General features: G+C 62.6%; 24 protein-coding genes. 11 read left to right on the top strand and 13 right to left on the bottom strand.

Translation table 11 applies throughout. From position 1 onward, the window contains the following. Positions 1–99: 99 nt before the first annotated feature. Positions 100–441, top strand: a complete 342-nt coding sequence (locus tag B3C1_RS13730) for a PilZ domain-containing protein (protein WP_008485540.1) — start codon at positions 100–102, stop codon at positions 439–441. Positions 442–535: 94 nt separating this feature from the next. Continuing rightward, entirely contained in the window at positions 536–877 is a 342-nt protein-coding gene (locus B3C1_RS13735) for a hypothetical protein (RefSeq protein ID WP_008485541.1), read from the top strand. A gap of 27 nt (positions 878–904) precedes the next feature. Here the strand turns inward: B3C1_RS13735 and rlmM are convergent, their stop codons facing one another. From rlmM to B3C1_RS13755, 4 genes are read right to left on the bottom strand one after another with little or no spacing between them, the layout of a single operon-like run. Then, on the bottom strand, positions 905–1,972 hold the full coding sequence (gene rlmM / locus B3C1_RS13740) for a 23S rRNA (cytidine(2498)-2'-O)-methyltransferase RlmM (protein ID WP_008485543.1): 1,068 nt from the start codon (positions 1,970–1,972) through the stop codon (positions 905–907). After that, complete coding sequence (locus tag B3C1_RS13745) at positions 1,969–2,340, bottom strand: DUF423 domain-containing protein (protein WP_008485544.1); 372 nt, start codon at positions 2,338–2,340, stop codon at positions 1,969–1,971. Before B3C1_RS13745 ends, rlmM begins: the two co-directional genes overlap by 4 nt. After that, positions 2,340–2,933: an alpha/beta family hydrolase gene (locus B3C1_RS13750; RefSeq protein WP_008485545.1), complete on the bottom strand. Its 594-nt coding sequence runs from the start codon at positions 2,931–2,933 to the stop codon at positions 2,340–2,342. Before B3C1_RS13750 ends, B3C1_RS13745 begins: the two co-directional genes overlap by 1 nt. Continuing rightward, complete coding sequence (locus B3C1_RS13755; RefSeq protein WP_008485546.1) at positions 2,920–3,849, bottom strand: transcriptional regulator GcvA; 930 nt, start codon at positions 3,847–3,849, stop codon at positions 2,920–2,922. The genes B3C1_RS13750 and B3C1_RS13755 overlap by 14 nt, the downstream gene beginning before the upstream one ends. A gap of 199 nt (positions 3,850–4,048) precedes the next feature. Here B3C1_RS13755 and B3C1_RS13760 point away from each other — a divergent pair, with 199 nt between their 5' ends. Next, positions 4,049–4,258, top strand: coding sequence for a hypothetical protein (locus B3C1_RS13760; protein ID WP_008485547.1), 210 nt, complete (start codon positions 4,049–4,051; stop codon positions 4,256–4,258). 148 nt (positions 4,259–4,406) lie between these two features. After that, positions 4,407–5,189 (top strand): NPP1 family protein, encoded by a 783-nt coding sequence (locus B3C1_RS13765; RefSeq protein WP_035482221.1) that lies wholly within the window; start codon positions 4,407–4,409, stop codon positions 5,187–5,189. Positions 5,190–5,225: 36 nt separating this feature from the next. Here B3C1_RS13765 and B3C1_RS13770 read toward each other — a convergent pair whose 3' ends face one another. The 8 genes from B3C1_RS13770 to hemA form a co-directional block, all read right to left on the bottom strand. Then, positions 5,226–7,316, bottom strand: coding sequence for a TonB-dependent receptor (locus tag B3C1_RS13770; RefSeq protein WP_008485550.1), 2,091 nt, complete (start codon positions 7,314–7,316; stop codon positions 5,226–5,228). A gap of 168 nt (positions 7,317–7,484) precedes the next feature. Continuing rightward, the gene (kdsA, locus tag B3C1_RS13775) at positions 7,485–8,330 is read right to left on the bottom strand and encodes a 3-deoxy-8-phosphooctulonate synthase (RefSeq protein WP_008485552.1); all 846 of its coding nucleotides are present in this window, start codon (positions 8,328–8,330) and stop codon (positions 7,485–7,487) included. Between the two features lie 9 nt (positions 8,331–8,339). Then, entirely contained in the window at positions 8,340–9,587 is a 1,248-nt protein-coding gene (locus B3C1_RS13780; protein WP_008485554.1) for a DUF819 family protein, read from the bottom strand. 28 nt (positions 9,588–9,615) lie between these two features. Next, complete coding sequence (locus tag B3C1_RS13785) at positions 9,616–10,422, bottom strand: transglutaminase family protein (RefSeq protein ID WP_008485555.1); 807 nt, start codon at positions 10,420–10,422, stop codon at positions 9,616–9,618. Then, entirely contained in the window at positions 10,422–10,805 is a 384-nt protein-coding gene (locus B3C1_RS13790) for a SirB2 family protein (RefSeq protein ID WP_008485556.1), read from the bottom strand. The genes B3C1_RS13785 and B3C1_RS13790 overlap by 1 nt, the downstream gene beginning before the upstream one ends. A 51-nt stretch (positions 10,806–10,856) precedes the next feature. Continuing rightward, entirely contained in the window at positions 10,857–11,687 is an 831-nt protein-coding gene (gene prmC, locus B3C1_RS13795; protein WP_008485557.1) for a peptide chain release factor N(5)-glutamine methyltransferase, read from the bottom strand. Next, complete coding sequence (gene prfA / locus B3C1_RS13800) at positions 11,684–12,775, bottom strand: peptide chain release factor 1 (protein ID WP_008485558.1); 1,092 nt, start codon at positions 12,773–12,775, stop codon at positions 11,684–11,686. Before prfA ends, prmC begins: the two co-directional genes overlap by 4 nt. Beyond that, positions 12,772–14,031 carry a glutamyl-tRNA reductase gene (gene hemA / locus B3C1_RS13805; RefSeq protein WP_035482225.1) on the bottom strand — a complete coding sequence of 420 codons (1,260 nt, stop codon included), beginning with the start codon at positions 14,029–14,031 and terminating at the stop codon, positions 12,772–12,774. The genes prfA and hemA overlap by 4 nt, the downstream gene beginning before the upstream one ends. A 94-nt stretch (positions 14,032–14,125) precedes the next feature. On the opposite strand from hemA, the gene lolB reads away from it, so the two are divergent. Genes lolB through B3C1_RS13820 form a run of 3 tightly spaced genes read left to right on the top strand, consistent with a single transcriptional unit; the run spans position 14,126 to position 16,520 of the window. Next, the gene (lolB, locus tag B3C1_RS13810; RefSeq protein WP_035482208.1) at positions 14,126–14,683 is read left to right on the top strand and encodes a lipoprotein insertase outer membrane protein LolB; all 558 of its coding nucleotides are present in this window, start codon (positions 14,126–14,128) and stop codon (positions 14,681–14,683) included. Beyond that, the gene (ispE, locus tag B3C1_RS13815) at positions 14,668–15,516 is read left to right on the top strand and encodes a 4-(cytidine 5'-diphospho)-2-C-methyl-D-erythritol kinase (RefSeq protein WP_008485561.1); all 849 of its coding nucleotides are present in this window, start codon (positions 14,668–14,670) and stop codon (positions 15,514–15,516) included. Before lolB ends, ispE begins: the two co-directional genes overlap by 16 nt. 59 nt (positions 15,517–15,575) lie before the next feature. After that, positions 15,576–16,520 (top strand): ribose-phosphate pyrophosphokinase, encoded by a 945-nt coding sequence (locus B3C1_RS13820; protein ID WP_008485562.1) that lies wholly within the window; start codon positions 15,576–15,578, stop codon positions 16,518–16,520. A 26-nt stretch (positions 16,521–16,546) separates the two neighbouring features. On the opposite strand, the gene B3C1_RS13825 is transcribed toward B3C1_RS13820, so the two are convergent. Then, positions 16,547–17,725 carry an MFS transporter gene (locus B3C1_RS13825; RefSeq protein ID WP_083858346.1) on the bottom strand — a complete coding sequence of 393 codons (1,179 nt, stop codon included), beginning with the start codon at positions 17,723–17,725 and terminating at the stop codon, positions 16,547–16,549. A gap of 78 nt (positions 17,726–17,803) precedes the next feature. Between B3C1_RS13825 and B3C1_RS13830 the strand changes: the two genes are divergently transcribed. Genes B3C1_RS13830 through B3C1_RS13845 form a run of 4 tightly spaced genes read left to right on the top strand, consistent with a single transcriptional unit; the run spans position 17,804 to position 23,326 of the window. Beyond that, entirely contained in the window at positions 17,804–19,471 is a 1,668-nt protein-coding gene (locus B3C1_RS13830) for an IucA/IucC family protein (protein ID WP_008485565.1), read from the top strand. Next, positions 19,468–20,310 (top strand): GNAT family N-acetyltransferase, encoded by an 843-nt coding sequence (locus tag B3C1_RS13835; protein ID WP_008485566.1) that lies wholly within the window; start codon positions 19,468–19,470, stop codon positions 20,308–20,310. The genes B3C1_RS13830 and B3C1_RS13835 overlap by 4 nt, the downstream gene beginning before the upstream one ends. Then, positions 20,307–22,025 (top strand): IucA/IucC family protein, encoded by a 1,719-nt coding sequence (locus B3C1_RS13840; RefSeq protein WP_008485567.1) that lies wholly within the window; start codon positions 20,307–20,309, stop codon positions 22,023–22,025. Before B3C1_RS13835 ends, B3C1_RS13840 begins: the two co-directional genes overlap by 4 nt. Beyond that, positions 22,022–23,326, top strand: coding sequence for a lysine N(6)-hydroxylase/L-ornithine N(5)-oxygenase family protein (locus tag B3C1_RS13845; protein ID WP_008485568.1), 1,305 nt, complete (start codon positions 22,022–22,024; stop codon positions 23,324–23,326). Before B3C1_RS13840 ends, B3C1_RS13845 begins: the two co-directional genes overlap by 4 nt. The last annotated feature ends 36 nt before the right edge of the window (positions 23,327–23,362 follow it).

The raw sequence follows: 23,362 nt of genomic DNA on the forward strand, positions 1-23,362 counted from the left end.
TCACCCTACTGGGCAAGACGGCGGCAGGCAAGGGGCCTAAAGAAATAGGCAAGCTGGGTCGCCTTTAGCTAAGGCATTGCCTAACAACCAGGTTTTACCGTGAACAACAGCAAACGCCGCCAACAGCTCCGCCACGCCTTGCGCCACCCCATTCCCGTGCTGGTCCACCACCGCAGCCTGCGCAGCGGTACCCGGGTGGTCGAAGGCATGTTGCTGGATGCCAGCGAACAAGGCATGGGCATACTGGTGATGGAACCCATAGCCCTGGCCAGCCGCTGCACCGTCGAGGTGTTGCACGAAGAGCAGCCCCAGCGCTTTCAGGGAGAGATCTGCTACGCCACCAAGACCGACTATGGTATCCGCCTTGGCATCTTGCTGGACGGCGACGGCAACGGCGTCTTCCTGCGCTACCTGGACGATATCGGCGCCGAACTGGAATGACCATGGCCCCGATTTGGGGCTTTTTTGTTTTGCTCGCTGCCAGCCGGTCTACACTCAAGGCATGCAAAATTCCCAGCATCACCAGGGATGGGCCATGAACCACAAGTACCGTGAACAGCAGCGTTTTGCCCTAGGCACGCCGGTTCCGGTACTGATCCACCGCCAGGACAAACAAGGTGAAAATCAGGCTCCCGTCGAAGGCATGTTGCTGGACGCGGGGGAGCAGAGCATGGGCATAGTGGTGCTGGAGCCACTGGAACTCACCAGCCTCTGTATCGTTGAAGTCTGCGACGAAGACGCCCCCGAGCACTTTCGCGGCGAGGTCTGTTACCTGGCCAATACCGAGTACGGGGTCAGGCTCGGCATACTGCTCTTTGACGAGGGGGACATGCCCTTTCTCGACTACCTGATGTGCATCGGCGTTCGCCTCAAATAAAAAAGCCCGCTCAAAGCGGGCTTTTTGTTATTTGCGGCTCAAATGCACGGTGATCTCTTCCCGATCATAGTAGAGGTGCTTGGCGGCCAGGCGGTAAGGTACCCCGGCTTCGTCCAGGCGCTCGTAGATGATCTCCAGACACTCTTCTACGGTGTGGAAACGGCGCTTAACCGGCAACTTGAGGTTGAAGATGGCCTCGACGCACCAGTCGCCGATAAACCAGTCGCACATCAGGTTAGCTACCCGCTTGGGGCTCTCAATCATGTCGCACACCAGCCAGTGGACATTGCGCTTTTTCGGCAGCCACTTGAAGCCGTCGTCACGGACATGCTTGACCTGGCCGGTGTCCATCAGCTTCTGGTCCATGGGGCCGTTGTCGATGGCGCTGACCATCATGCCTTTTTGCACCAGCTGATAGGTCCAGCCACCGGGGGCCGCTCCCAGATCCACGGCGTTCATCCCCGACTCCATGCGTTTTTCCCGCTGGGTCTTGGACAGGAAGTAATGGAAGGCCTCTTCCAGCTTCAGGGTGGAACGGCTGGGGGCGTCCTTGGGGAACTTCAAACGCATGATCCCCATCAGGTGGGGATAGTGGTTCTTGGGCTGGGAATAGCCGATAAAGGCGCTGTCGGTACCGGTAAAGCAGACGTGCAGCACCGGCTTGTCGTCATTTTCCTTGGCGGTCAGCTTGCCGGCCTTTTTGAAAAAGGCCTTCATGGGGGTGGCAATGGACCGGCACAGGCGGTTCAGCTCCTTGCCTTCGTTGGTGTCCGGGGTTTCCACCCACAGGCGCCCACATTCGGGCAGATCTTCGGCGGCCGCCATATACAGGGGGTTGAGCCTGTCCTCGGTGGACATATCCAGCACCTGGGGGGCCACCCTCAGCATCTGGCGGGCAAAGATCAGTTTGCTCACCGGCAGCTGGTTCAGCAACTTGGCGCTGTCGGACTCCTGGTAACACTCGAACAATACATAGCCGGTGTTGCCCTTGAGGCGGGCGAAACCGAAAACCTCACGCTCGGCGGCGCGGGCTTCGATCTCCTGGGCACATTCCCCTTCAAAGCCGGGGCGGCAGTAGAGCAGCAGATGCTTCACAGGTTCTCCTTGAGGGCGGCCACCAGCAACGACAGCCAGCCCAGGACAAGCAACAGGCCCCCCAACGGGGTGATGGGGCCAAAAAATTTGATACCGGTCAGCCCTAACAGATAGAGGCTACCGGAGAAAAACAACACGCCCACCACCATCAGCCAGGCACCGGCGGTCACCCAGGGGCTGGGCAGGCGGGCAGCCAAAGCCACCAGGGCCAGCAGCGCCACCGCATGGATAAGCTGGTAGCGCACCCCGGTGTCCACCACCTCAACCATGGCCGGGCTGACCAGTTTTTTCAGGCCGTGGGCGGCAAAGGCCCCCATCAACACGCCGGTGGCGCCATAAAGGGCGCTGAGGATTAGGATGATGCGCATCAGCTGTGCTCCTGGATAAAGGTCAGCATGGCAGTCAGGGCCATGGCCAGGTTGCCCGCCTCGCTATGGCCGCTGGTTTTACGGGGTTTAAAACTGTGGTCGCCGTCGGGCAAAAACTGCACCGGAACCTTGAGTCCATAGCCCGCCACCTCGGCGCGGGCGCCAAAGGTATCCCGCTCCCCTTGCAGGATCAAGGCGGGCGTGGGCAATTTTTCAATAGGCTCCAGGCGCAGCCGCTCCGGCTTGCCGGGGGGATGGAAGGGGTAACCCAGGGCAATCACCCCCTTAACCTCTTGTCCCGCCTCACAAAGCTCGGCCGCCAGGTTCATGGCGACCCGCGCCCCAAGGGACTTGCCGGCCAGGAACAAGGGCCCTTCAAGGCCACGGCATTGCTCGGCCATGGCTTCCACCAGCACCGGCATCTTGTCCGGAGGCCTGGGTTTGCCGGCAGCAATGGCCTTTTGCATATAGGGAAAATCGAAGCTGCGTACCTCTATGCCCGCCGCAACCAGGCCGGCCTTTACCTGCTGCATAAAGGGGTGATGCTGGCCGGCGCCACTGCCGTGGGCCAGTACCAGCTTAACCTGCGACATGGACATCCTCCGGCAACAGCCGCTCTTCCTCGGCCTTGACCAAGGACAGTATCCAATCCCTGAAGGCCACTATCTTGCCCTGCTCGGCCTGGGACTGCTGGCAGACCAGGAAATAGGCGTTGGGGGAGCGCAGTACTTCCTTAAAGGGGCTAACCAGGCGGCCGGCGGTGATGTCCGGTTCAGCCAGCACCGAATGGGCCAGGGCTATCCCTTGGCCGTACATGGCCGCCTGCAGCACCATGGCCGAGTGGGAAAAGATAGGCCCCTGGTTGACCTTGATAAGGTGCGACAGCCCCAGGTGCTTGACCCAGCTCTGCCAGGCCTTGCGGCTGCCGTCGTGCAGCAGGGTGTGCTGGGCCAGGTCTTCGGGCTTTTCCAGGGGCTTGGGGCCGGACAGCAGCACCGGGCTGCACACCGGGATCAGGTATTCGGTCTGCAACCGGTCAGCCCGCAGCCCCGGCCAGTAGCCCCGGCCGTAATAGATGGCGATGTCCACATCGTCGGTCAGGCCCCCTTCTTCGGTCTCGGTGGCCTTGATGCGCACGTCGATGTCCGGGTGGGCCTCGGCAAAGCGGGCCAGGCGCGGCACCATCCATTGAATGGCGTAGCTCGGCTGCATGGCCACCGTCAGGGTACCTTTGGCGCTACGGGCCAGCACCCGGGCCGTGGCTTCTGCCAGGTTCGAAAAAATATCTTTAATGTCCAGGTAGTAGCTCTGGCCTTCTTCGGTGAGCAGCAAGGAGCGGTTGCGGCGGCGAAAAAGCTTAAGGCCCAGATGGTCTTCCAGGGTCTTGATTTGGTGGCTGATCGCCGCCTGGGTAACGAAAAGTTCCTCGGCAGCCCGGGTGAAACTCAGGTGCCTGGCGGCGGCTTCAAAAGCCTTGAGGGCGTTCAGTGGCGGCAGTTGGCGGGCCATGGGTGCTGTCCTGGCAATTCATAAATTTTTCTAATGCTTAGGGATTATATTTGATCGTTTGAAAAAGCACCAACGCAAATCTATATTGGCGCCACTTTCTGGAGCATTAGCTTTGAAAACGAGCAGTTAGGATGACGTCTCGTTGTGCCAACCAAAGCGCTTCAGCCTTTCTCGGATTGCAGCTTTTTTGAGGTGAATTATGTTTGCGGGATTGATTGCCGCCACCGCCCTGACCCTGATGCCGGTCGAGCGCCCTGAACCCATGGCCCTGGCCACCGTCCAGTTGGCCGAACTGGCCAGCAGCATCAATGATGCCGTAGCCGCCATCGATGTGCAAAGCATCGAGCCGCTCAAGGCCAACACCCTGGAGACCGCCCAAATCGAAGGGCGCCACCAGGCTGCCGAATAACGCCCCGTTAGGGACGAACTGGTTGTGAACTTGCCCGGTGGACGCCGGGCTTTTTTTTGCCCTTGCGCTGAACAAAAAAACGTCATTCCCCTTTGTTATCTTGGCTTTGGCAGCCTTTGCTGCCCATAACCATCACAAGGAGGACAAGATGAAACTGACCCAAAGCCTGCCCCTGTTGGCCTTGCTGGCCCTGACTGCCAAAGCCGACGACTTTGCCCGCCTGGACGAGGCCCTGCCCCTGGCGGCAGAAGCCTATGCCATAGCCCCGGTGTTCGATTTTGACGGCGACGGCTGCCTGCCCAGCGCCGGCATCAGCCGCAGCGGCCAGCAAAACGGCGGCCTTAACCCCACTGGCGGCCTCACCAGCGGCTGCCGGGCCGGCAACTTTTTGGATCTGTCCAACACCCTGCACCGCTATGCCTGCGTCACCAGCGGTAATGACCGCTACTGCGGCCACTTCTATGCCCTGTATTTCTTAAAAGATCAGGTGCTGAGCGGCATCAAGAGCGGCCACCGCCACGACTGGGAACATGTGGCCATCTGGACCAAGAACGGCCAGGTTACCCACGGCAGCTACAGCGCCCACGGCAGCCTTAACACCAAGGCCGCCAGCGAGTTGGACAGCGAAGGGGGTCACATCAAGCTTGTCTACCACAAAGACGGCCTGCTGACCCACGCCATGCGCTTTTCCAAGATCAACGAACTGGCCGAGAACCCCTATGGCCGTTTCGTGACCCCAGCCATCACCAGTTGGTTTACCCTGCGGGGCGACGGCCTGGACAACGCCGCCATGGGTCAGCGCCTCAACAGCTACGACTATGGCTCGGCAACCATCCCCATGAAGGACAGCAACTTCGTCAGCAACCTCAACAATGGCAAGCCTGCCGACTACCCGGAGTTCACCCAGCAAAGTGCTGACCAGTCCCAATAAGAAGCAACAAAAAGCCCGGCAGACGCCGGGCTTTTTTTAGAAGTTGTAGCGGTATCCCAGGCGCAGGGTACGGCCCCGCCCAGCCTGGTAGCTGCTGTTGCTGGCCTGGGTCTGGGCCAGGTAGTCGATGTATTGCTTGTCCAGCAGGTTATCGACCCCGAACGACAGCTTGTGCTGGCCAAGCTCGTAACCCAGGGACAGGCTGAGCAGGCTGTAGCCGTCAAAATGGGCGCTCTGGCCGCCTTGGCCATCGGCAAAATCCTTGTCGAAGTAGTGGCTGGCCGCCAGTCGCCAGTCCAGATCGCCGTACTGGCCGTCCAGGTAAACCGTCAGGCTGTCGGGGCTGACGTTGGCGGCGTCCAGGTCGGCATCCACCTGGCCGTCATCGTTGCTGTCATAGCGGCCGTCCAACTGGCTGTAGACCAGGCCCAGGGTGCCACTTTCCCCCAGGTAAAAGCCCAAGTCTGCCGAGAAACCGTTGACCTTGGTTGCCTCACGGCGCACCTCGAAGATACCGTCGGCGTTGGCCACCAGCCGCGACCCCAGGTCGGACTCGTTTTCCCACAGGCTCAGCTGGCCGCGCCCCCAATCCCCCTGGTAGGCCAGGCCCAGTTCACGGTTGTCGGTAATGATGGGTTTGAGCACCAGGTAGTCGGCGATGCTCACGTCCGGCTGGTTAACCCCTCGGGTCACCCGGCCCACATCGGGCATGGAGAAGCCCTGGCTGAGATTGGCAAAGAGGCGCCATTGGCCGTTGATCTGCCAACTGGCCCCCAGGTTTTTCATGGTTTCGGAGAAGCTGGGTGTGCCCCCTTTGACCTGGTAGCCGCCATAGCTGTAGAGGGTCTGGTAGTCGGGGATCTTCATGTCCACTTTTTCGTGGCGCAGGCCGGCGCTGATCAGCACCGAGTCCAGCAGCTGCCAGTCCAGTTGCAGGTAAGGCGCCAGGTTGTCGTAACGGCTTTGGGGAACCCAGGTACGTCCCGACTGGGCCAAGTCCTGGTCGGTCTTGTCACGGAACAGATCCAACCCGTAGACCGCCTTGACCGGCAGCCCGGCCAGTTGATCTTTGACCAGGGTCAGCTTGAGGCCGGTCTTCTGGGAGTTGATGCGGGATTGGTCGTAAAAATCCGGGCCCAGGGCCGGATCTTGGAAGGTGGCAAAGGTGCCGCCGCCGAAAAGGCCCTCGAAGTCCTGATAGAACAGCTGGCCATGGAATTGCTGGCCGCCGAAGAATTGGCTGTTACGGTAATCGAGGCTGTAGGTGCGCACCTGGTTGCGGGACGGGTCCCCTGGGTTGTCGCCCTTGATACTGGAGGTGGGGCGGCCGGTGGCCACGTCGCCGTTAACCAGCACATAGTCGCCCCGGCTTTCCAGCTCGAAGGCGTTGACGGTCAGGCTCAGCTGCTGCTGGGCATCCAACTGGTGCACTACCTTGGCAAACAGATCGCTGCTGCGGCTGTCCATCAGGTCGCCCTGGGTGGGGTCGGTGCCGATGGCCTGGTCGTTGGCGTCGAAAAACAGGCCCCTGTCCCGGTACTGGAGCCCCAGCAAAAACTGGGTGTCTCCCAGGTTCTTGGCCAGGCTCGCCCCCAGGTGGTAACCCAGGCCGTCCTTGTCAAAGTCGTCGTTGGACTCGATGCCGGCATTGACGCTGAGGCTGTCGTCTTGGGGCCTTTTGGTGACGATATTGATGATGCCGCCGCTGGCGCCCATGCCGTGCAGGGCATTGGCCCCCTGGATCACCTCTACCCGTTCGATAAGGGCGATATCTATGGTATGGCCGTCACGGCTGCCGTCCCGCAGGGGGTTGGACTGGGGTACGCCGTCAATCAGGTACAGGGGCTGGCGGCCGCGCAGCGACTCACCCCGGCTGGACAGCTGCTGGCTGGGCGGAGCAAAGCCCGGCACCAGCTGCGCCAGTATCGATGACAGGTCGTCATTGACCCGCCCCTGCCGTTCCAGGGCCTCGGCATTGATGATGGTCACCATGTTGGGCAGGGAAGACACCGGCTTGTCGCCACGGCTGGCGGTCACCACCAGGTGTTCGGTGTTATCCAGGGCCTCGGCAAACAAGGGAGAGCTGAGGGAGGCCAGCAGGGCCAGGGCGAGAGGAGACTTGCGCATCGTTGTCGGCATCGAAAGGAAAATTCGCGCAAATGCTAACAATTATCAAAAGCATGTCAATAGCCACAGCTGCTGATTGGGCCAGCAGTCGCAGCCATAAAAAAGGAGGCTTGCGCCTCCCTTGTCCGTTGCTGGTTTAGGGCGAAGCGCCCTAGCACAGGTCGCCGGTCAGTTACGGGTATCCAGGGGGGCAAAGCCCTTGACCAGATCGTCCACCGCCTTCATCTGCTGAAGGTAGGGTTCGAGCTTGGCCAGCGGCAGGGCGCAGGGGCCGTCGCATTTGGCCTGGTCCGGATCCGGGTGGGCTTCGATAAAGAGGCCGGCAATACCCAGGGCCATACCGCAGCGGGCCAGTTCGGCAGCCTGGGCACGGCGGCCGTCGGCGCTGTCGGCACGGCCACCGGGGCGCTGCAGGGCGTGGGTGGCGTCGAAAATCACCGGCACCTTGAACTCTTTCATCTCGTCCATGCCCAGCATGTCCACCACCAGGTTGTTGTAGCCAAAGCTACTGCCCCGCTCGCAGAGCATCACCCTGTCGTTGCCCGCTTCGGCAAACTTCTTGAGGATGTGGCGCATCTCGTGGGGGGCCAGGAACTGGGGTTTCTTGACGTTGATGATGGCGCCGGTCTTGGCCATGGCCACCACCAGATCGGTCTGGCGGGCCAGGAAAGCGGGCAACTGGATCACGTCACAGACCTCGGCCACAGGGGCGGCCTGGTGAGGCTCGTGGACGTCGGTGATCACCGGCACATTGAAGGTCTTTTTGATCTCTTCGAAGATCTTCAGGCCTTCGTCCAGGCCGGGGCCACGGTAGGAGTTGATGGAAGAGCGGTTGGCCTTGTCGAAACTGGCCTTGAACACATAGGGGATGCCCAGGCGGCCGGTGACTTCCACGTAATGTTCGCAGATCGCCATGGCCAGATCCCGTGATTCGAGCACATTCATGCCGCCGAACAGGGTAAAGGGCTTGTGGTTGCCCACTTCAAAAGCACCCAGTTGGATGTTCTCTTGCATCGATATTCCTTAGAGCGAAATAAACTGCATCAGCTGGCCACAGAGCCAGGCCATGTAAGTACCCAGGGCATAACCCAGTACCGCCAGCAACACCCCGACCGGGGCCAGTGACGGGTGGAAGGCCGAAGCCACCACCGGCGCCGAAGCGGCGCCGCCGACGTTGGCCTGGGAACCCACCGCCATATAGAACAGCGGCGCCTTGATCAGGCGGGCGACAATCAGCATCAGGGCGGCGTGGAACGTCATCCAGATGCCACCAATGACAAAGTAGATGGGGGTGTCGGCAATGGCCAGCACATCCATCTTCATACCTATGGTGGCCACCAGTATATAGAGGAAGGCCGACGCCACTTTCGAGGCCCCTGCCCCTTCCAGTTTGCGGGCACGGCTGAAGGACAGGCCAAGACCTATGGTGGTGGCGGTGACAATCATCCAGAAGAAGTGGGAATGGAGGCTGTAGGTCTCACCCCAGGGGGCATGCTTGACCATCCAGGGAGTGGTGATATCCGCCACCAGGTGCGACAGGCCGGTGGCACCGAAGCCCACCGCCACTATCATCATCAGATCCTTCATATGGGGGATGCGCGAATGCTCGGCGTGGAAGGCTTCCACCTTCTTGCGCAGCAGCTGGATACCCCGGGTGTCGGCGCCGGTGCGCGCATCGATGATATCGGCCTTGGAGGCCATGTACAGCAGCACCGCCATCCAGATGTTGGCGACGATAACGTCCACCGTCACCATCACCGAGAAGATGCCGTCCCCGACCCCGTAGACTTCCTTCATGGCCGCCTGGTTGGCGCCGCCGCCGATCCAGGACCCGGCAATGGTGGTCATGCCACGCCAGACCGCGTCCGGGCCGTCACCGCCCCCCACCGATTCGGGGGAGAAGATGCTCATGATGCCGATAGCAAAGGGCCCGCCCAGCACTATGCCCAGGGTACCCACCAGGAACATCACCACTGCCTTGGGCCCCAGGCCCAGTATGGCCTTGAAGTCGATAGACATGCACAGCAGCACCAGACAGGCGGGCAACAGGTAACGGGATGCCACGTAGTAAAGGTTGGAATGGTCGCCGTCTATGATGCCGAAACTGTTGAACAGTGACGGCAGGAAATAGCAAAGCAGCAGGGAGGGGACAAAGGTATAGAACTTTTTCCAGAAGGGATGGCTGGAATGGCTGGTGTAAAACACCAAACCCAACAAAATGGCCAATAGCCCCAGAACCGTCGCGTCATTCTGCAAGAGCGGCGTCTGCATTCACTACTCCTTTCTCTTTATCGTTATGTCAATGTAGGGTGGCATCGGCGGCGCCCAGGCCGTCCACTTTCTGTCTCAGCAAAGGGCAGGCCGGATCGTCCGGGCAATGTTCCACGAAATAGGTGAGATCTTTGCGGGCGGGGGCAACACAGTCGAGCTCCGCCAACAGGTAGCCTCGGTCCCGGATAAGATACGGATTATCCGGGCTCAGCTCCACCATGGCTTGGGTCACCTTGACCGCTTCCATCAGCCGCCCGTCCCGGGTCAGAGCGCCTTTGGTGGCTCCCAGCAGCTTCAGCAGCAGGCCCTGGTTGTCCAGGGGTTCGGTGTGTTTGTCTTTGAGCCGTTGCCAGTTGCCTTTGGCGCCCCTGAGCCACAGCTCCAGGTCGCTCAAGGGGTGCCAAAGCCCCGCCAGGGGGTCAAAAAAGGCACCAGCCTTGAGGGGGCTGGTCAGTACCAACTGGCCGGGGAAATTGATGCCGTCCAGGGGAATGGCCTGATCTTCGGCAAAATAGAGCAGCAGCAGGCCAAGGGCCGCCGCCCCGCCCCGGCGCTCAAGGATCACCGAGGTGAGCAGGCAACCCTGGCTGCTGTAGTGGCTGTTTTCACTGCTAAAGGCCAGATCCTGGTAGAAAAAATCCAGCAGCCCCTGCAGCCGTTCCTGCCCTTGCAATCCCCCCAGGCGTAGGCCCAACTGGTCACGCCAACCCAGCAGCGGCCCTTCGAAGGCACGCACGTCGGTCTGGGCCAGTTCGGCGGCCAGGTGCAGGGCGGTCAGTACCGGCTTGGCAGAGCTGGCACTGAGGCGGGATCGCAACTCGGCAGAGAGCATCATCAGAACACCATGGGCATCTTGCTGATGGCCAGCTTGGCGTTATAGACCACCCAGCCGTAGGCCCCGCCCAGGGCGAAAAAACGCATCAATTTGCTGCGGTGGCGCTGCAGGGCTATGACCCCCAACAGCACATAGGCCAACAGGCCGAACAGCTTCTCGGTTACCCAGGGGCTCTGGAAGGGATAGCTCGACAGCAGCACGCAAAGGCCGATGGCGGTGAGCAGCAGCAGGCTGTCAAAGGCGCGCGGCAGGATGCGCAGCACCTTTTTCTGGCGCCAGTCGCGGCCGCGCAGGTCCATGATGAACCGCAGGCTAAGCAGGAACAGGCTGCCGAATATGGCCAGCAGGTGCAGGTGTTTCAAAGCAGGGTACAGAAGGGCCATGGATGGACTAACTCAGCTGCAAATAAGGCGACATTGTACCTCAAATGGCCGCTACTTGTCTTGCCACTGGCCCAGGGTCACCCGCTCCTGGCCGCCCAGATCCCGCTCGGAGCGCACCAGCTCAAAACCCCGTTCGCTCATCAGCTGGCGCACCGCCGCCCCCTGGTCGTAGCCGTGCTCGAGCATCAGCCAGCCGGGGCTTTCAAGGTAAGCGGGGGCTTGCTCCACCAGGTAGCGAAGGTCGGCCAGGCCCGCCTCTTCGGCGATCAGCGCCGACAGGGGCTCAAAGCGAACGTCCCCCTGGCCAAGGTGGGGGTCCACCGGATCGATATAGGGGGGATTGGAGACGATAAGGCCAAAACGCTGGCCCCGCACCGGCATAAACCAGCTGCCCTGGCACACCTCGACCTTGGCCTGGTGGCGCTGGACGTTGCGCCCGGCCAGGGCCGCCGCTTCGGCGATGGCGTCCACCGCCACCCCTTGCCAGGCCGGCCTGTGGTGACTGATGGCAATGGCAATGGCACCGGTACCGGTGCCCAGGTCCAAAAAGCGCAGGGGCGCCTCTGGCAGGGCCAGGGCCAGGTCCACCAGGGTTTCGGTGTCGGGCCTTGGGATCAGGGTATGGGGGTTGACCTCCAGGGCCAGGCCGTAAAATTCCTGTTCCCCCAGGATATGGGCCACCGGCTCGCCGTTTTGGCGCCGGGCGATATAGCCTTCGAACTGGGCCTGGGCCTGGGGCGCCAAGGGCCTTTCCCCAAAGGCCAGCAAGGTGGTACGGCTGACCTTGGCGGCCTGCATCAGCAGCAGTTGGGCATCGATATCCGGGGACTCGCCCCCGGCCAGGGCCGCCCTGCCCCACTTGAGGGCCTCCAGCAACGTCATGCCTGGCCCTGGGCCAGGGCCGCCAGTTGGTCGGCCTGGTGTTCCTGAACTATGGGGTCAATCAGGGCGTCCAGGCTCCCTTCCATCACCTCGTCCAGGCGATAGAGGGTAAGGTTGATACGGTGGTCGGTCACCCTGCCCTGGGGATAGTTGTAGGTGCGGATACGCTCGGAGCGATCCCCGGAGCCCACCAGAGAGCGGCGGGTGGCTTCTTCAGACAGGCGGCGCTTTTCGTCTTCCATGGCCTGGATACGGGAGGCCAGCACCGACAGGGCCTTAGCCTTGTTTTTATGCTGGGAACGTTCTTCCTGGCACTCCACCACCACTCCGGTGGGGAGGTGGGTGATGCGCACCGCCGAGTCAGTACGGTTAACGTGCTGGCCACCGGCACCGGAGGCGCGGAAGGTGTCGATACGCAGGTCAGCGGTGCTGATGTTGACCGCTTCGGCCTCGGGCACTTCCGGCAGTATGGCCACGGTGCAGGCAGAGGTATGGATACGGCCCTGGGATTCGGTGGCGGGCACCCTTTGTACCCGGTGGCCGCCGGACTCGAACTTGAAGCGGCCATAGACGCCGTCGCCGCTGACCAGGGCGATGACTTCCTTGAAGCCGCCGTGCTCCCCTTCGTTGGCGGACACCACTTCCACCCGCCAGCGGCGGGCCTCGCAGTAACGGCTGTACATGCGAAACAGGTCGCCGGCGAAGATGGCGGCTTCATCGCCACCGGCCCCGGCGCGGATCTCCAGGTAGATATTGCGCTCGTCGTTGGGATCCTTGGGCAGCAGCAGAATTTGCAGCTCTTGGGCCAGGGTTTCTATCTGGGCCTTGGCACCGGCCACCTCTTCCTGGGCCAGTTCGCGCATCTCGGCGTCGTCGCCGGCCAGCATTTCCTGGGCCACCTCAAGGTCGGCCTGGGCCCCTTGGTAGCGGCCAAAACAGCCGGTGACTTCTTCGAGTTGGCCAAATTCCTTGGACAGGGCCTGGAAGCGCTTTTGATCGCCAATCACGGCGGGGTCGGACAACAGGGCCTGCACTTCTTGGAAACGTTCTTGCAGGCTTTCCAGTTTCGCCAGTATCGATGGGTTCATGCTTTCTCTCTTGCGCTCAGGCCGAGCACGCCGGCAATGGCATCCAGCCGTTGCAGATCACCTTGGCTGCCGGCCTCGGACAGGGCCTTGGTCGGCGCGTGGATCAATCTGTTGGTCAGCTGGCTGGCCAGCCTTTCCATGATAAGGGTGGGATCGCCGCCGGCCTGCAACTGGGCCTGGGCCTTTTGCAGCAGGTCCTGGCGGATGGCGTCAGCCTGGTTACGGTAGTCGCGGATATGGTCCACCGCCGACAGGCTCTTGATCCAGTTAATAAAGGCCGCCACCTGCTCCAGCACCATCACTTCGGCGTCCTGGGCGGCGGCTTCGCGCTTGGCGCGGTTCTCGTCGATGATCTGCTGCAGGTCATCGACGCTGTACAAAAAGGCGTCGTTGAGCTCACCCACTTCGCTTTCGATATCCCTTGGCACCGCCAGGTCCACGAAGAACATGGGTTTGTGGCGGCGCTTTTTCAGGGCCCTCTCAACCATGCCCTTGCCGATGATGGGCAAGGGGCTGGCGGTGGAACCGATCACGATATCGGCCTCGTGGAGGTTATCGGGCAGGGCTTCGAGGGTCATGGCCCTGGCATTGACCTTGGTGGCCAGATCTTCGGCCCGGGCCAGGGTGCGGTTGGCCACCATCAGCTTGTCCACCCCCTGCTCCTTGAGGTGGGTGGCCACCAACTCTATGGTCTCGCCGGCGCCGATCAGCAGCACCTGGGTGTCGTCCAGGGCCGGGAATATGTGCTTGGCCAGGGACACGGCAGCAAAGGCCACCGACACGGCACTGGCGCCGATCTCGGTCTTGGTGCGCACCTCTTTGGCCACCTTGAAGCCATGCTGGAACAGCTTGTCCAGCAGCTGGCTGACGGTGCCGGCCTGGCGGGCCTGGCTGTAGGCCTGCTTGAGCTGGCCAAGGATCTGCGGCTCCCCCAGCACCATGGAGTCGAGGCCGCAGGCCACCCGCAACAGATGGCTGATGGCGTCATCGCCCTGGTGGATATAGAGATGGGGGCTCAGTTCGGCATCGGGCAAGGCATGGAAGTTGGCCAGCCACTTGCGGACCACCTCGCTGTCATCGCTCTGGCAGTAGATCTCGGTACGGTTGCAGGTGGACAGCACCACGGCTTCGCTGGTGCCCGGCAACCCCGGCAATTCCGCCAAGGCACGCGGCAGGCTGTCGGGCCCGAAGGCGACTTTCTCACGCAGCGCCACAGGGGCGGTTTTATGGTTCAGGCCAATAGCCAGCAAGGTCATGGAGCGGCGGGTCTCAAACAATGGGCGAGGCAATTCTACTGAAAATTGTGCGGGCATGGAAACCGGGGGGCAAGCCCCGCTATACTGGCCGCCTATGAAAAAGACATTGCTCCTGCTCCTGGCGACCCTTTGGCTCAGCGCCTGTGTCAGCCACCCCGAAGGCCAATGGCCGGCACCCAACCAGCCCCTGGAACGCTACGCCGTGCGCGGCAAGGTGGCGGTGCTGGGCCCCGACAGCCGGGACTCTGCCAACCTCTATTGGCAGCAAAAGGCAGCCGACTTCAAGTTGCAATTGACCAGCTTTTTGGGCACCCAGGTGCTTGCCATGGAAGGGCACCCAGGCAAGGTGAGCCTGACCAATGACCAGGGTACCTTCGAAGATACCGATGCCCAGTATCTGTTATTCCAATTGACCGGCTGGGGCCTGCCGGTAGACGACTTCCCCCATTGGCTCAAGGGCCAGAGCGGCGAGCGGGGCCTGGTGATGGAACGGGACCCCTTGGGCCGCATCCAGGTGCTGCAGAGCGAAGGCTGGACCATCAAATACAGCCGCTGGACCCGCGAAGGGGGCCGCTACCTCCCCGAAGTCATGGACATGACCAAAGACAACATCAAGATCAAACTGCAAATCCACCAATGGCAACCACTTTAAGCCTGCCGGCCCCGGCCAAACTGAACCTGTTCCTGTTCATTACGGGCCGCCGCCCCAATGGCTACCACGATCTCCAGACCCTGTTCCAATTCGTCGACTTCGGTGACGAATTGCATTTCTCCCCCCGCAGCGACGGCCAAATCCAATTGCTTACCGACTTTGCAGGTGTGCCCCCCGAGGACAACCTGATCGTCAAGGCCGCCAGGCTGTTGCAGCAAAAGACCGGTTGCAGCCAGGGGGCCGATATCCGCATCGACAAGCGCCTGCCCATGGGCGGCGGCCTGGGGGGCGGTTCATCCAACGCCGCCACCACCCTGGTGGGCCTTAACCGGCTCTGGGGCACCGAGGTGGATCTGGACACCCTGGCCCGGTGGGGATTAACCCTGGGGGCGGATGTCCCGATTTTTGTACGGGGCAAGGCCGCCTACGCCGAAGGGGTGGGGGAAATTTTCACTGACGCCGACCCGGCCCAGCCCTGGTACCTGGTGGTAGTGCCGCCAGCCTCGGTCAACACTGGCCTGGTGTTCCAGTCACCTGATTTAAAAAGGGATACCCCGGTACGCCCGATCACCGCGATCCAGCCCTCAGAATGGGCAAACGATTGCGAGCCGACGGTTTTTAAGCACTACCCCGTTATTGAAAAGGTTTTTTCGTGGTTGCTAGAATACGCGCCGGCAAGAATGACGGGGACCGGCTGCTGCGTTTTTGCGCAGTTCGACTCACAAGTCGCCGCCGTAGCCGCCCAAGCTCTGCTGCCGCCCCAGTGGCAGGGCTTTGTCGCCAAGGGTGTGAACCGCTCACCTCTCCATGAGCGGCTTGCAGTCTGCGCCTGATTTGCAGGGCCGGTCTTTCCGGTCAAAACTGAACACACAATGCCCCTGAGGTCTTTACCGTGCCTGACATCAAGCTTTTCGCTGGTAACGCCACCCCCGAACTGGCGAAAAAGATCGCCGAACGCCTCTATATCCCCCTCGGCGATGCCGACGTCGCCCGCTTTAGCGACGGCGAGATCAGCGTTCAAATCAACGACCACGTCCGTGGCCTGGATGTGTTTATCATCCAATCCACCTGCGCCCCCACCAACGACAACCTGATGGAACTGGTGGTGATGGTCGACGCCCTGCGCCGCGCCTCTGCCGGCCGCATCACCGCCGTTATCCCCTACTTCGGCTATGCCCGCCAGGACCGCCGCGTGCGTTCCGCCCGGGTGCCGATCACCGCTAAAGTGGTGGCCGACTTCCTGTCCAACGTCGGTGTGGACCGTGTTCTGACCGTTGATTTGCACGCCGAGCAGATCCAGGGCTTCTTCGATGTCCCGGTGGACAACGTCTTCGGTACCCCGGTACTGCTTGAGCACATGAAGGCCCAAAACTTCGAAAAACCCGTTGTGGTCAGCCCCGACATCGGCGGTGTGGTCCGCGCCCGCGCCGTGGCCAAGCTGCTCAACGACACCGATCTGGCCATCATCGACAAGCGTCGTCCCCGCGCCAACGAAGCCCAGGTGATGAACATCATCGGTGACGTACAAGGCCGCGACTGCATCATCGTCGACGACATGATCGACACCGGCGGCACCCTGTGCAAAGCCGCTGAAGCCCTGAAAAACCACGGTGCCCGCAGCGTCTTCGCCTACGCCACCCACCCGGTGTTCTCCGGCTCCGCCCCCCAGAACATCACCAGCTCCGTGATTGACCAGGTCATCGTCACCGACACCGTGCCCCTGTCCGCCGAGATGAAGGCCTGTGGCAAGGTAACCCAGCTGACCCTGTCAGGCATGCTGGCCGAAGCCATTCGCCGGGTCTCCAACGAAGAGTCCATCTCCGCCATGTTCGAGTAACAGGTCCGGAGTCAAAAAAGCCGCGCTCAAGCGCGGCTTTTTTTATCCAACCAGGCCTGCCAGGCCAACAGCGCCAGCAGCAGCGGCCCCAGCAATGCCAGCCCCAGCAAGGGGGTTTGCGGCGTCTTTTGCAGCAACCAACCGCCACTGACCATACCCAGGCCATAGCCCAGGGTATGCAGGCTCGACAGCCTGCCCGCCACCCGGCCCTGAGCCCTGGGCCAGCGTTCACGCAATTTAACCCCATACCAGGGGCTGGTCAGCGCCAGCCCGGCCGACAGCAGCGCCAAAGGTCCCCAAAAGCCTTGTTGTGGACTGCTCCAGCCAAGCCAGGCGCCCCCCAGGCTCAGGCACAGCACCCCCAGGGCCAGCTGGCCGCTACTGCCAAGCCTTGGCACCAAACCCAACCCCACCAGGGCCGCCACCAGGGCGGCCAGGGCCAGGTAGGCCCCCATCAGGCTGGACGCCCCTTCTGGGCTTAACCCCAGGCCCTGTTGTAACAGGGGCCCGAGCAAGAACTGCACCTGGCCAAGGGCGGTGGTGATCACCAGCGCCAACAGATAAAGGGGCAAGGCCGGGGCCCAGGGCGCCGCACTCTCCTTGGCGTCCGTCCCCTTACTTTGCAGGCGCTGTCGGCGCCAAAGGGCGGCGGCCAGCAGCATTGAGGCCAGCAGCACCAGCAGCAGGGCCAAAGGCGGCCACCACCAGGCAAAAGCCGCCACCAAAGCAGGCCCCAACAACCTGCCCAGTTGGCTAAGGGCCGACAACCGCGCCAGGGCGCCGCGCCAACGTTCCGGCGCCAGCCCTTGCAACTGCAGGTACTGGGCACTGGGGAACACCCCCGCCATAAAGAGGCTGTGCACCAGCCGCGACACCAGCAATAACCCCACCATGGCCAGGCTGCCGGGCACCATGCCCAGGGCCAGCAGCAATAAGGCCAAAGCCAGGGTAAAACCGCTGAAACTCAGCCACAGTCCCAAGGCGGCGCCACGGCGGTCCAGCCACTTTCCCCAAAGGGGGGCCATCAACATCATGCCCCACAGGCTCCCCCCCAGCAGCCAGGACCAGGCCGTCGCTCCCAGGCCACTGCGGTCCATCAGCCAGGGCAGGCAGCTTAGCAGCGCCGATTGCGCCAGGCCGGTCAACAGCACGGCCGACGCGGGCTGCCAGCGTTCCTGCTTAGCCTTGCTAGGCATTCCCGTCATAAAACGATAACCATTCGCAATTGATAATCACTCTCAATGGCAATAGGCTATCACAAAATCACAGGGAGCCCAGCTGCAATGACTGCATACCAACAGGCCGCCGCCAGTTGCTTTTTCAATGCCCTACTGAGGGAATGGCCACATTGGACCCTGATCAGGGCCCCCGAGCCCCAATTTGTTATCCGCCAGGGCGCCAGCCGCCTTTGCCTGCCTTGTCGGCACTTCTCCCAAAGCGGCCGCCACCTTATCGGTTATCCCTTACAGCTGGATGACAAGGCGGTGTCCTTCGACCAGGCCCTGGCCTGGCTCCTTGACCACCCCGAACTGCGCGCCCTGACCGATGCCCCTCGCTCGGACGCTTTTTTTGCCCGGGTCGGCCAGAGCACGGCCCAGCTTCGCCATAGCCTGGAGGCGGCCAAAGACAAGGGGATCTTCACCCGGGACCTGGATTTTATCGGCGCAGAGTCGGCGCTGGTGGTGGGCCACTCCATCCACCCCTGCCCCAAGGCCAGGGACGGTTTTAGCGAAACAGACAACGCCCGCTATAGCCCGGAAGGGGGCCAATCCTTCCCCCTGTGCTGGTACCAGGTGCGCCAAGAACGGCTGCACCAGAGTGCCCCGGCCGGTATAGACCGGGACCGGCTGCTGGCAGAATTGGCCCCCCCTGTTACCGCCCAGCAGGGCTACAGCCTGCTTCCCTGCCACCCCTTCCAACACCGCCTTTGGCAGCAAGACCCTGCTCTGGCACCGCTGCTGGCCAAGGGCGACCTGATCTATCTGGGGGAAGACGACGGCCAATGGCGGGCCACCTCTTCGGTGCGGGCCATCTGGCACCCCAAGCATCCCTGGATGCTGAAGTTTTCCCTGTCGGTGCGCCTCACCAATTCCCTTCGCCACCTGCAACCGGCCGAGTTTGCCAGGGGCGCGACCCTTTGCGAGGTGCTGGCCGCCGGCCCCCTTGCCGACCTTGAGCGCCGTTACCCGGACTTTGCCCTGCTGCGCGAACCTTTGGGCCTTGGCATCCTGGATGACCAGGGCCAGTTGCTGCCGCAAACCATGGTGCTGTGGCGGGACAACCCCTTTCGCGGCCAAGGCGCCCAGCAGGTGGAAGTGCTGGCCACCCTGTTGCAGGACGACCCGGACAAGGGCCTGTCGCGCCTGGCCCAGCGCCTCTATCAGCAGGTCGATCCCCAAAACCAGGCACTGCTGTGGTTCGCCCTCTTTCTGGAAAAAGCGGTGGAGCCCCTGCTTTACGCCCAGGCCGAACACGGCCTGCTGTTCGGTGCCCACCAACAGAACATCGTGCTGGCCCTGGATCAAGGGCTGCCGGCCAAGGCCTGGTTCCGCGATTGCCAGGGCACCGGCTTTACCGGCTTGGCCCAGACCCGCTATGGCCACCTGCAGCCCGGCTTTGCCGAGGCCAGCCAGAACCTGCTGGCCGACCAAATGGGCACCAAGCTGTTCAGCTACTACCTGATCATCAACGCCACCTTCAACGTCATTTCCAGCCTGGCCGGCAGCGGCCTTGGCGCCGAAGACGACTACCTGTGGCAGCTCAAAGCCTTCTTGAAACGCCTGAAACTGCGCAACCTCAGCGATCCCCAGGTGCTGGACTACTTGCTGACCAGCCCAGAGCTCTGGGCCAAGGGCAATTTCCGCTGCGCCTTGCAGGGCATCAATGAAAACACCATGGCCGACCCCCTGGCCCTCTATCACCCCATGGACAACCCCCTGATCGCCCTATGACCAAGACCCTACACCTGAGCGCCCCCCTGGGCGCCACCGAGCTCGACCAACTCTTTGCCCGCCAGGACATCGACGCCCTGACCCTGGCCGCAGAGACCGCCAGCCTGCCGGCCCACCAACTGTGGCAGCCCCACCCCCAAGGTGCCCTGTTGCACCGCAGCACCTTTTACCAGTGGCGCGAGCCCTGGCTGGCCGAGACGCTGCTGCCCCTGGCGCCACAGCAGCTGACCCAGACCGGTGGCATCCGCCACCCCCTGCGCCCCCGGGACCCTACAGGGGTGCTCTACCAGCGCTTTATCCCAAGCCTGGAGCGGCAGCTGACCCTGCGCCTGGTGGATATCAATGAGGACGGTGAGCGCTTTCACCGCTGGCAAAACGACCCCAGGGTGGCGGCCTTCTGGGAGTACCCTTTTGGCCGTGACGCCCTGGACCAATACCTGGCCGAGCGCCTGGCCGATCCCCATTGCACCCCCCTTATCGGCTGCTTTGACGGCGTCCCCTTTGGCTACTTCGAATGCTACTGGGTGCGGGAAGACCGGCTGGGGCCTTATTGTGACGCCGGCCTTTTCGACCAGGGTTTTCACTGCCTGGTAGGGGAACTGGACTTCCTGGGCCGGGACAACACCCAGGCCTGGCTCAATGGCCTGAGCCATTTTCTGTTCCTGCGCGAGCCGCGCTGCCAGACCCTGTTTGGCGAGCCCAGGGCCGACAACACCGCCATGCTCAAATACCTGCAATGGACCAGTTGGCAAAAGCGCCACGAGTTTGACTTCCCCCACAAGCGCGCCGCCCTGTTGAGCTGCGACAGGGAAAGCTTTTTCCTGGAGACCCGGCTATGAGCCACCTATTGGAGGCTGGCCGCCAGCTGCTGGCCAAGGCCCTGGCCGAGTCCTGTTTTGAAGGCAGCCTGGTCGCCGAACCTTTGGGCCAGGGCCAGTTTCAGATAAGGCTGCAAAGCGGCCACTGCTACCGCTTTAGCGCCCGCCAAAGCCCCTGGGATTTTCTGCTGATAGACCCGGCCAGCATCACCCGTGGCGGCAAGAGCGCCGCCAGCCCCCAACAGTGGCTGCTGGACGCCCAGGCCGAGCTGGCGCTGAGCGACATCACCCTTGGCAACCTGCTGGCCGAGCTGCAAAACACCCTCTACAGCGACGCTAACACCCTGGCCCGGCAACGTGACTGGCCGGTGCGCCGCCTGGCCGAGCTGGACGGGGTAGCCATTCAAGGGCTGCTGGCAGGCCACCCCAAGATCCTCGCCAGCAAGGGCCGGGTCGGTTGGGGCCAGGAGGCCTTGGCCCAATACAGCCCTGAGGGGGACCAGGATTTTGCCCTGCGTTGGCTGGCCATAAGTAAGGACTGCGCCCAGGCCGGCATCAGCGCCGGCCAGCCCTGGCCTGCCCTTTGGCGCCAGGCCCTTGGGGACAACGAATGGGCGACCATTAGCCAGCGCTTGGGGGCGGATTGGCAAAGCCAGTACTGGCTGCTGCCGGTGCATCCCTGGCAATGGCAACAGCACATTGCCCTGCAATATGCCGAGTTGCTGGCCAGTGGCGCCCTGGTGGACCTTGGCCCCATGGCCGCCCGCTACCGGGCCCAGCTGTCGGTGCGCACCTTGAGCGGCCCGGGGGACTATGACCTCAAGCTGCCCCTGACGGTGCTCAATACCTCCTGCTACCGGGGCATACCGGGCCAATACATAGGGGTGGGCCCGGCCCTGTCGGATTGGCTGGCACAGATAACCTGGCACGACAGCGAACTCAAACACCTGTTGGTGCAGCGGGAGCTGGCCGGTATTCATGTGCCCCACCCCTGGCAGCGCCAGGTCAAGGGCAGCCCCTATCGCTACCAGGAGATGCTGGGGGCGGTCTGGCGCGACAGCCTGGAAGCGCGCCTCAAACCCGGCCAGCAAAGCCGGTTGATGGCCAGCCTGATGCACAAGGACACCAGCGGCCAAAGCCTGGTGGCCGAGCATGTGCGCCGCTCCGGGCTCAGCCCCCAGGACTGGCTGACGGCCCTGTTCGAGGTCACTGTGGTGCCCCTTTACCACCTGATGTGCCGTTACGGGGTGGGGCTGGTGGCCCATGGCCAGAACATTGCCCTGGTGCTGGACAACCATAGGCCGGTGGCCGCCGCCATCAAGGACTTTCACGGCGACCTGCGGCTCTGGGAAGAACCCAAGGCCAAAGCGGCAGGGCTGGACCCGGCAGTAAGCCAGGTGCTGACCAAGCTGCCGGCCCATTACCTTATTCACGACCTGGTCACCGGCCACCTGGTCACCACCTTGCGCTTTATCTCGCCCCTTTTTGAGCAGGATCTGGGCCTGGATGAGCGCCAGTTCTATGCCCTGCTGGCCCAGGCCCTGCGCCGCTACCAAGCCAGGCAACCGGCCCTGGCACCGGCCTTTGCCGCCTTCGACCTCTTTACCCCCGAGCTGCTGCGGGTGTGCCTGAACAAGGTGCGCTACCGCCTCGGCTACGACGACAGCGCCGAGCGGCCCTTGCCGGCCCTCGGCCACCCCCTTGCCAACCCCCTTTTACATGGAGAACAGTCATGACAGCCCCCCTGGACCTGGCCGGCATCGGTGTTGGCCCCTTTAACCTGAGCATTGCCGCCCTGCTGGCCAGCCACCGCCAGCCCGGCATCAACAGCGCCTTTTTCGACGCCAAGCCCCAGTTCGATTGGCACCCCGGCATGCTGCTGCCCGGAGTCAGGTTGCAGACCTCTTTCCTCAAGGATCTGGTCACCGGGGTGGCGCCCCAAAGCCCCTACAGCTTCCTGCAGTTCCTGGTCAGCCATGGGCGCTTCTACCAGTTCCTGGCCGCCGAGCTGCCGGCTATCAGCCGCGCCGAATACGGCCAGTACCTGGCCTGGGTGGCCGGGCAGCTGGACAACCTGCATTTTGGCCAGGAACTGGCGGCCCTGGATTTTGACGGCCGCCATTTCCAGCTGCACTTCAAAGCGGGGGGCCCGCCGGTGGCGGCCCGCCATATCTGCCTTGGCACCGGCAAGCCTCCCCATATTCCCCCCTGCTGCCAGCCGTTTTTGGGGGACAACTGCTTTCACGCCATCGGCATAGCCCGGCGCCAGTTGGATGTGCGGGGTAAAAGGGTGGTGGTGCTGGGGGGCGGCCAGTCCGGGGCCGAGGTGTTCGAGGCGCTGCTGGACGGCCACTGGGGCCAGGCCAAGGCCCTGCACTGGGTGTCTCGGCGCAGCAATTTCGCGCCCCTGGACGAAACCCCCTTCGCCAACGAGGTGTTCACCCCGCAATACATGGCGGCCTTTTTCGACCTGCCGGACGCCACCAAGGCCCGCACCCTGGCGGACCAGAAGCTGGCCTCCGACGGCATTTCCCCGGACAGCCTCAAGGCCCTCTACCAGAAACTCTACGAGGGCAAGGTTCTGGGCCAGTTGCCGCCCTTGAGCCTGCGCCCAGGGCGCCACTTGCAGGCCATGCACCAGGGCCAGGGCTACCGCTTGGTGCTGGAAAACCAACTGGACGGCAAGACCGAAGAGCTGGAGGCAGATCTGGTGATCCTCGCCACCGGCTTTAACCAGGCCCTGCCCGCTTACCTGGCGCCCTTGCAGCACAAACTGGTGCTGGACGCCCAGGGCCAGCTGAGCCTGGACCGCCACTTCCAAGCCCGCTGGACCGGCCCCGAGACCAACCGCATCTACGCGGTCAACGCCGGGCGCTTTAGCCACGGCATTGCCGAGCCGCAAATGAGCCTGATGTGCTGGCGTTCGGCCAGCATCATCAACCATTTGGCCGGCCAGCCCCTCTTTGCCACCGACCAGAAGCTGGATCTGGTCAACTGGCGCCAGGACGGCCCCGATCCACTGGCCCTGGCCGTATAAGGGCCCAACCGCCAATTTACCGCGCGCAAGCGCGGT

Origin of the sequence: Gallaecimonas xiamenensis 3-C-1, from assembly GCF_000299915.1 — a bacterium.
GTDB classification, from domain to species: domain Bacteria; phylum Pseudomonadota; class Gammaproteobacteria; order Enterobacterales; family Gallaecimonadaceae; genus Gallaecimonas; species Gallaecimonas xiamenensis.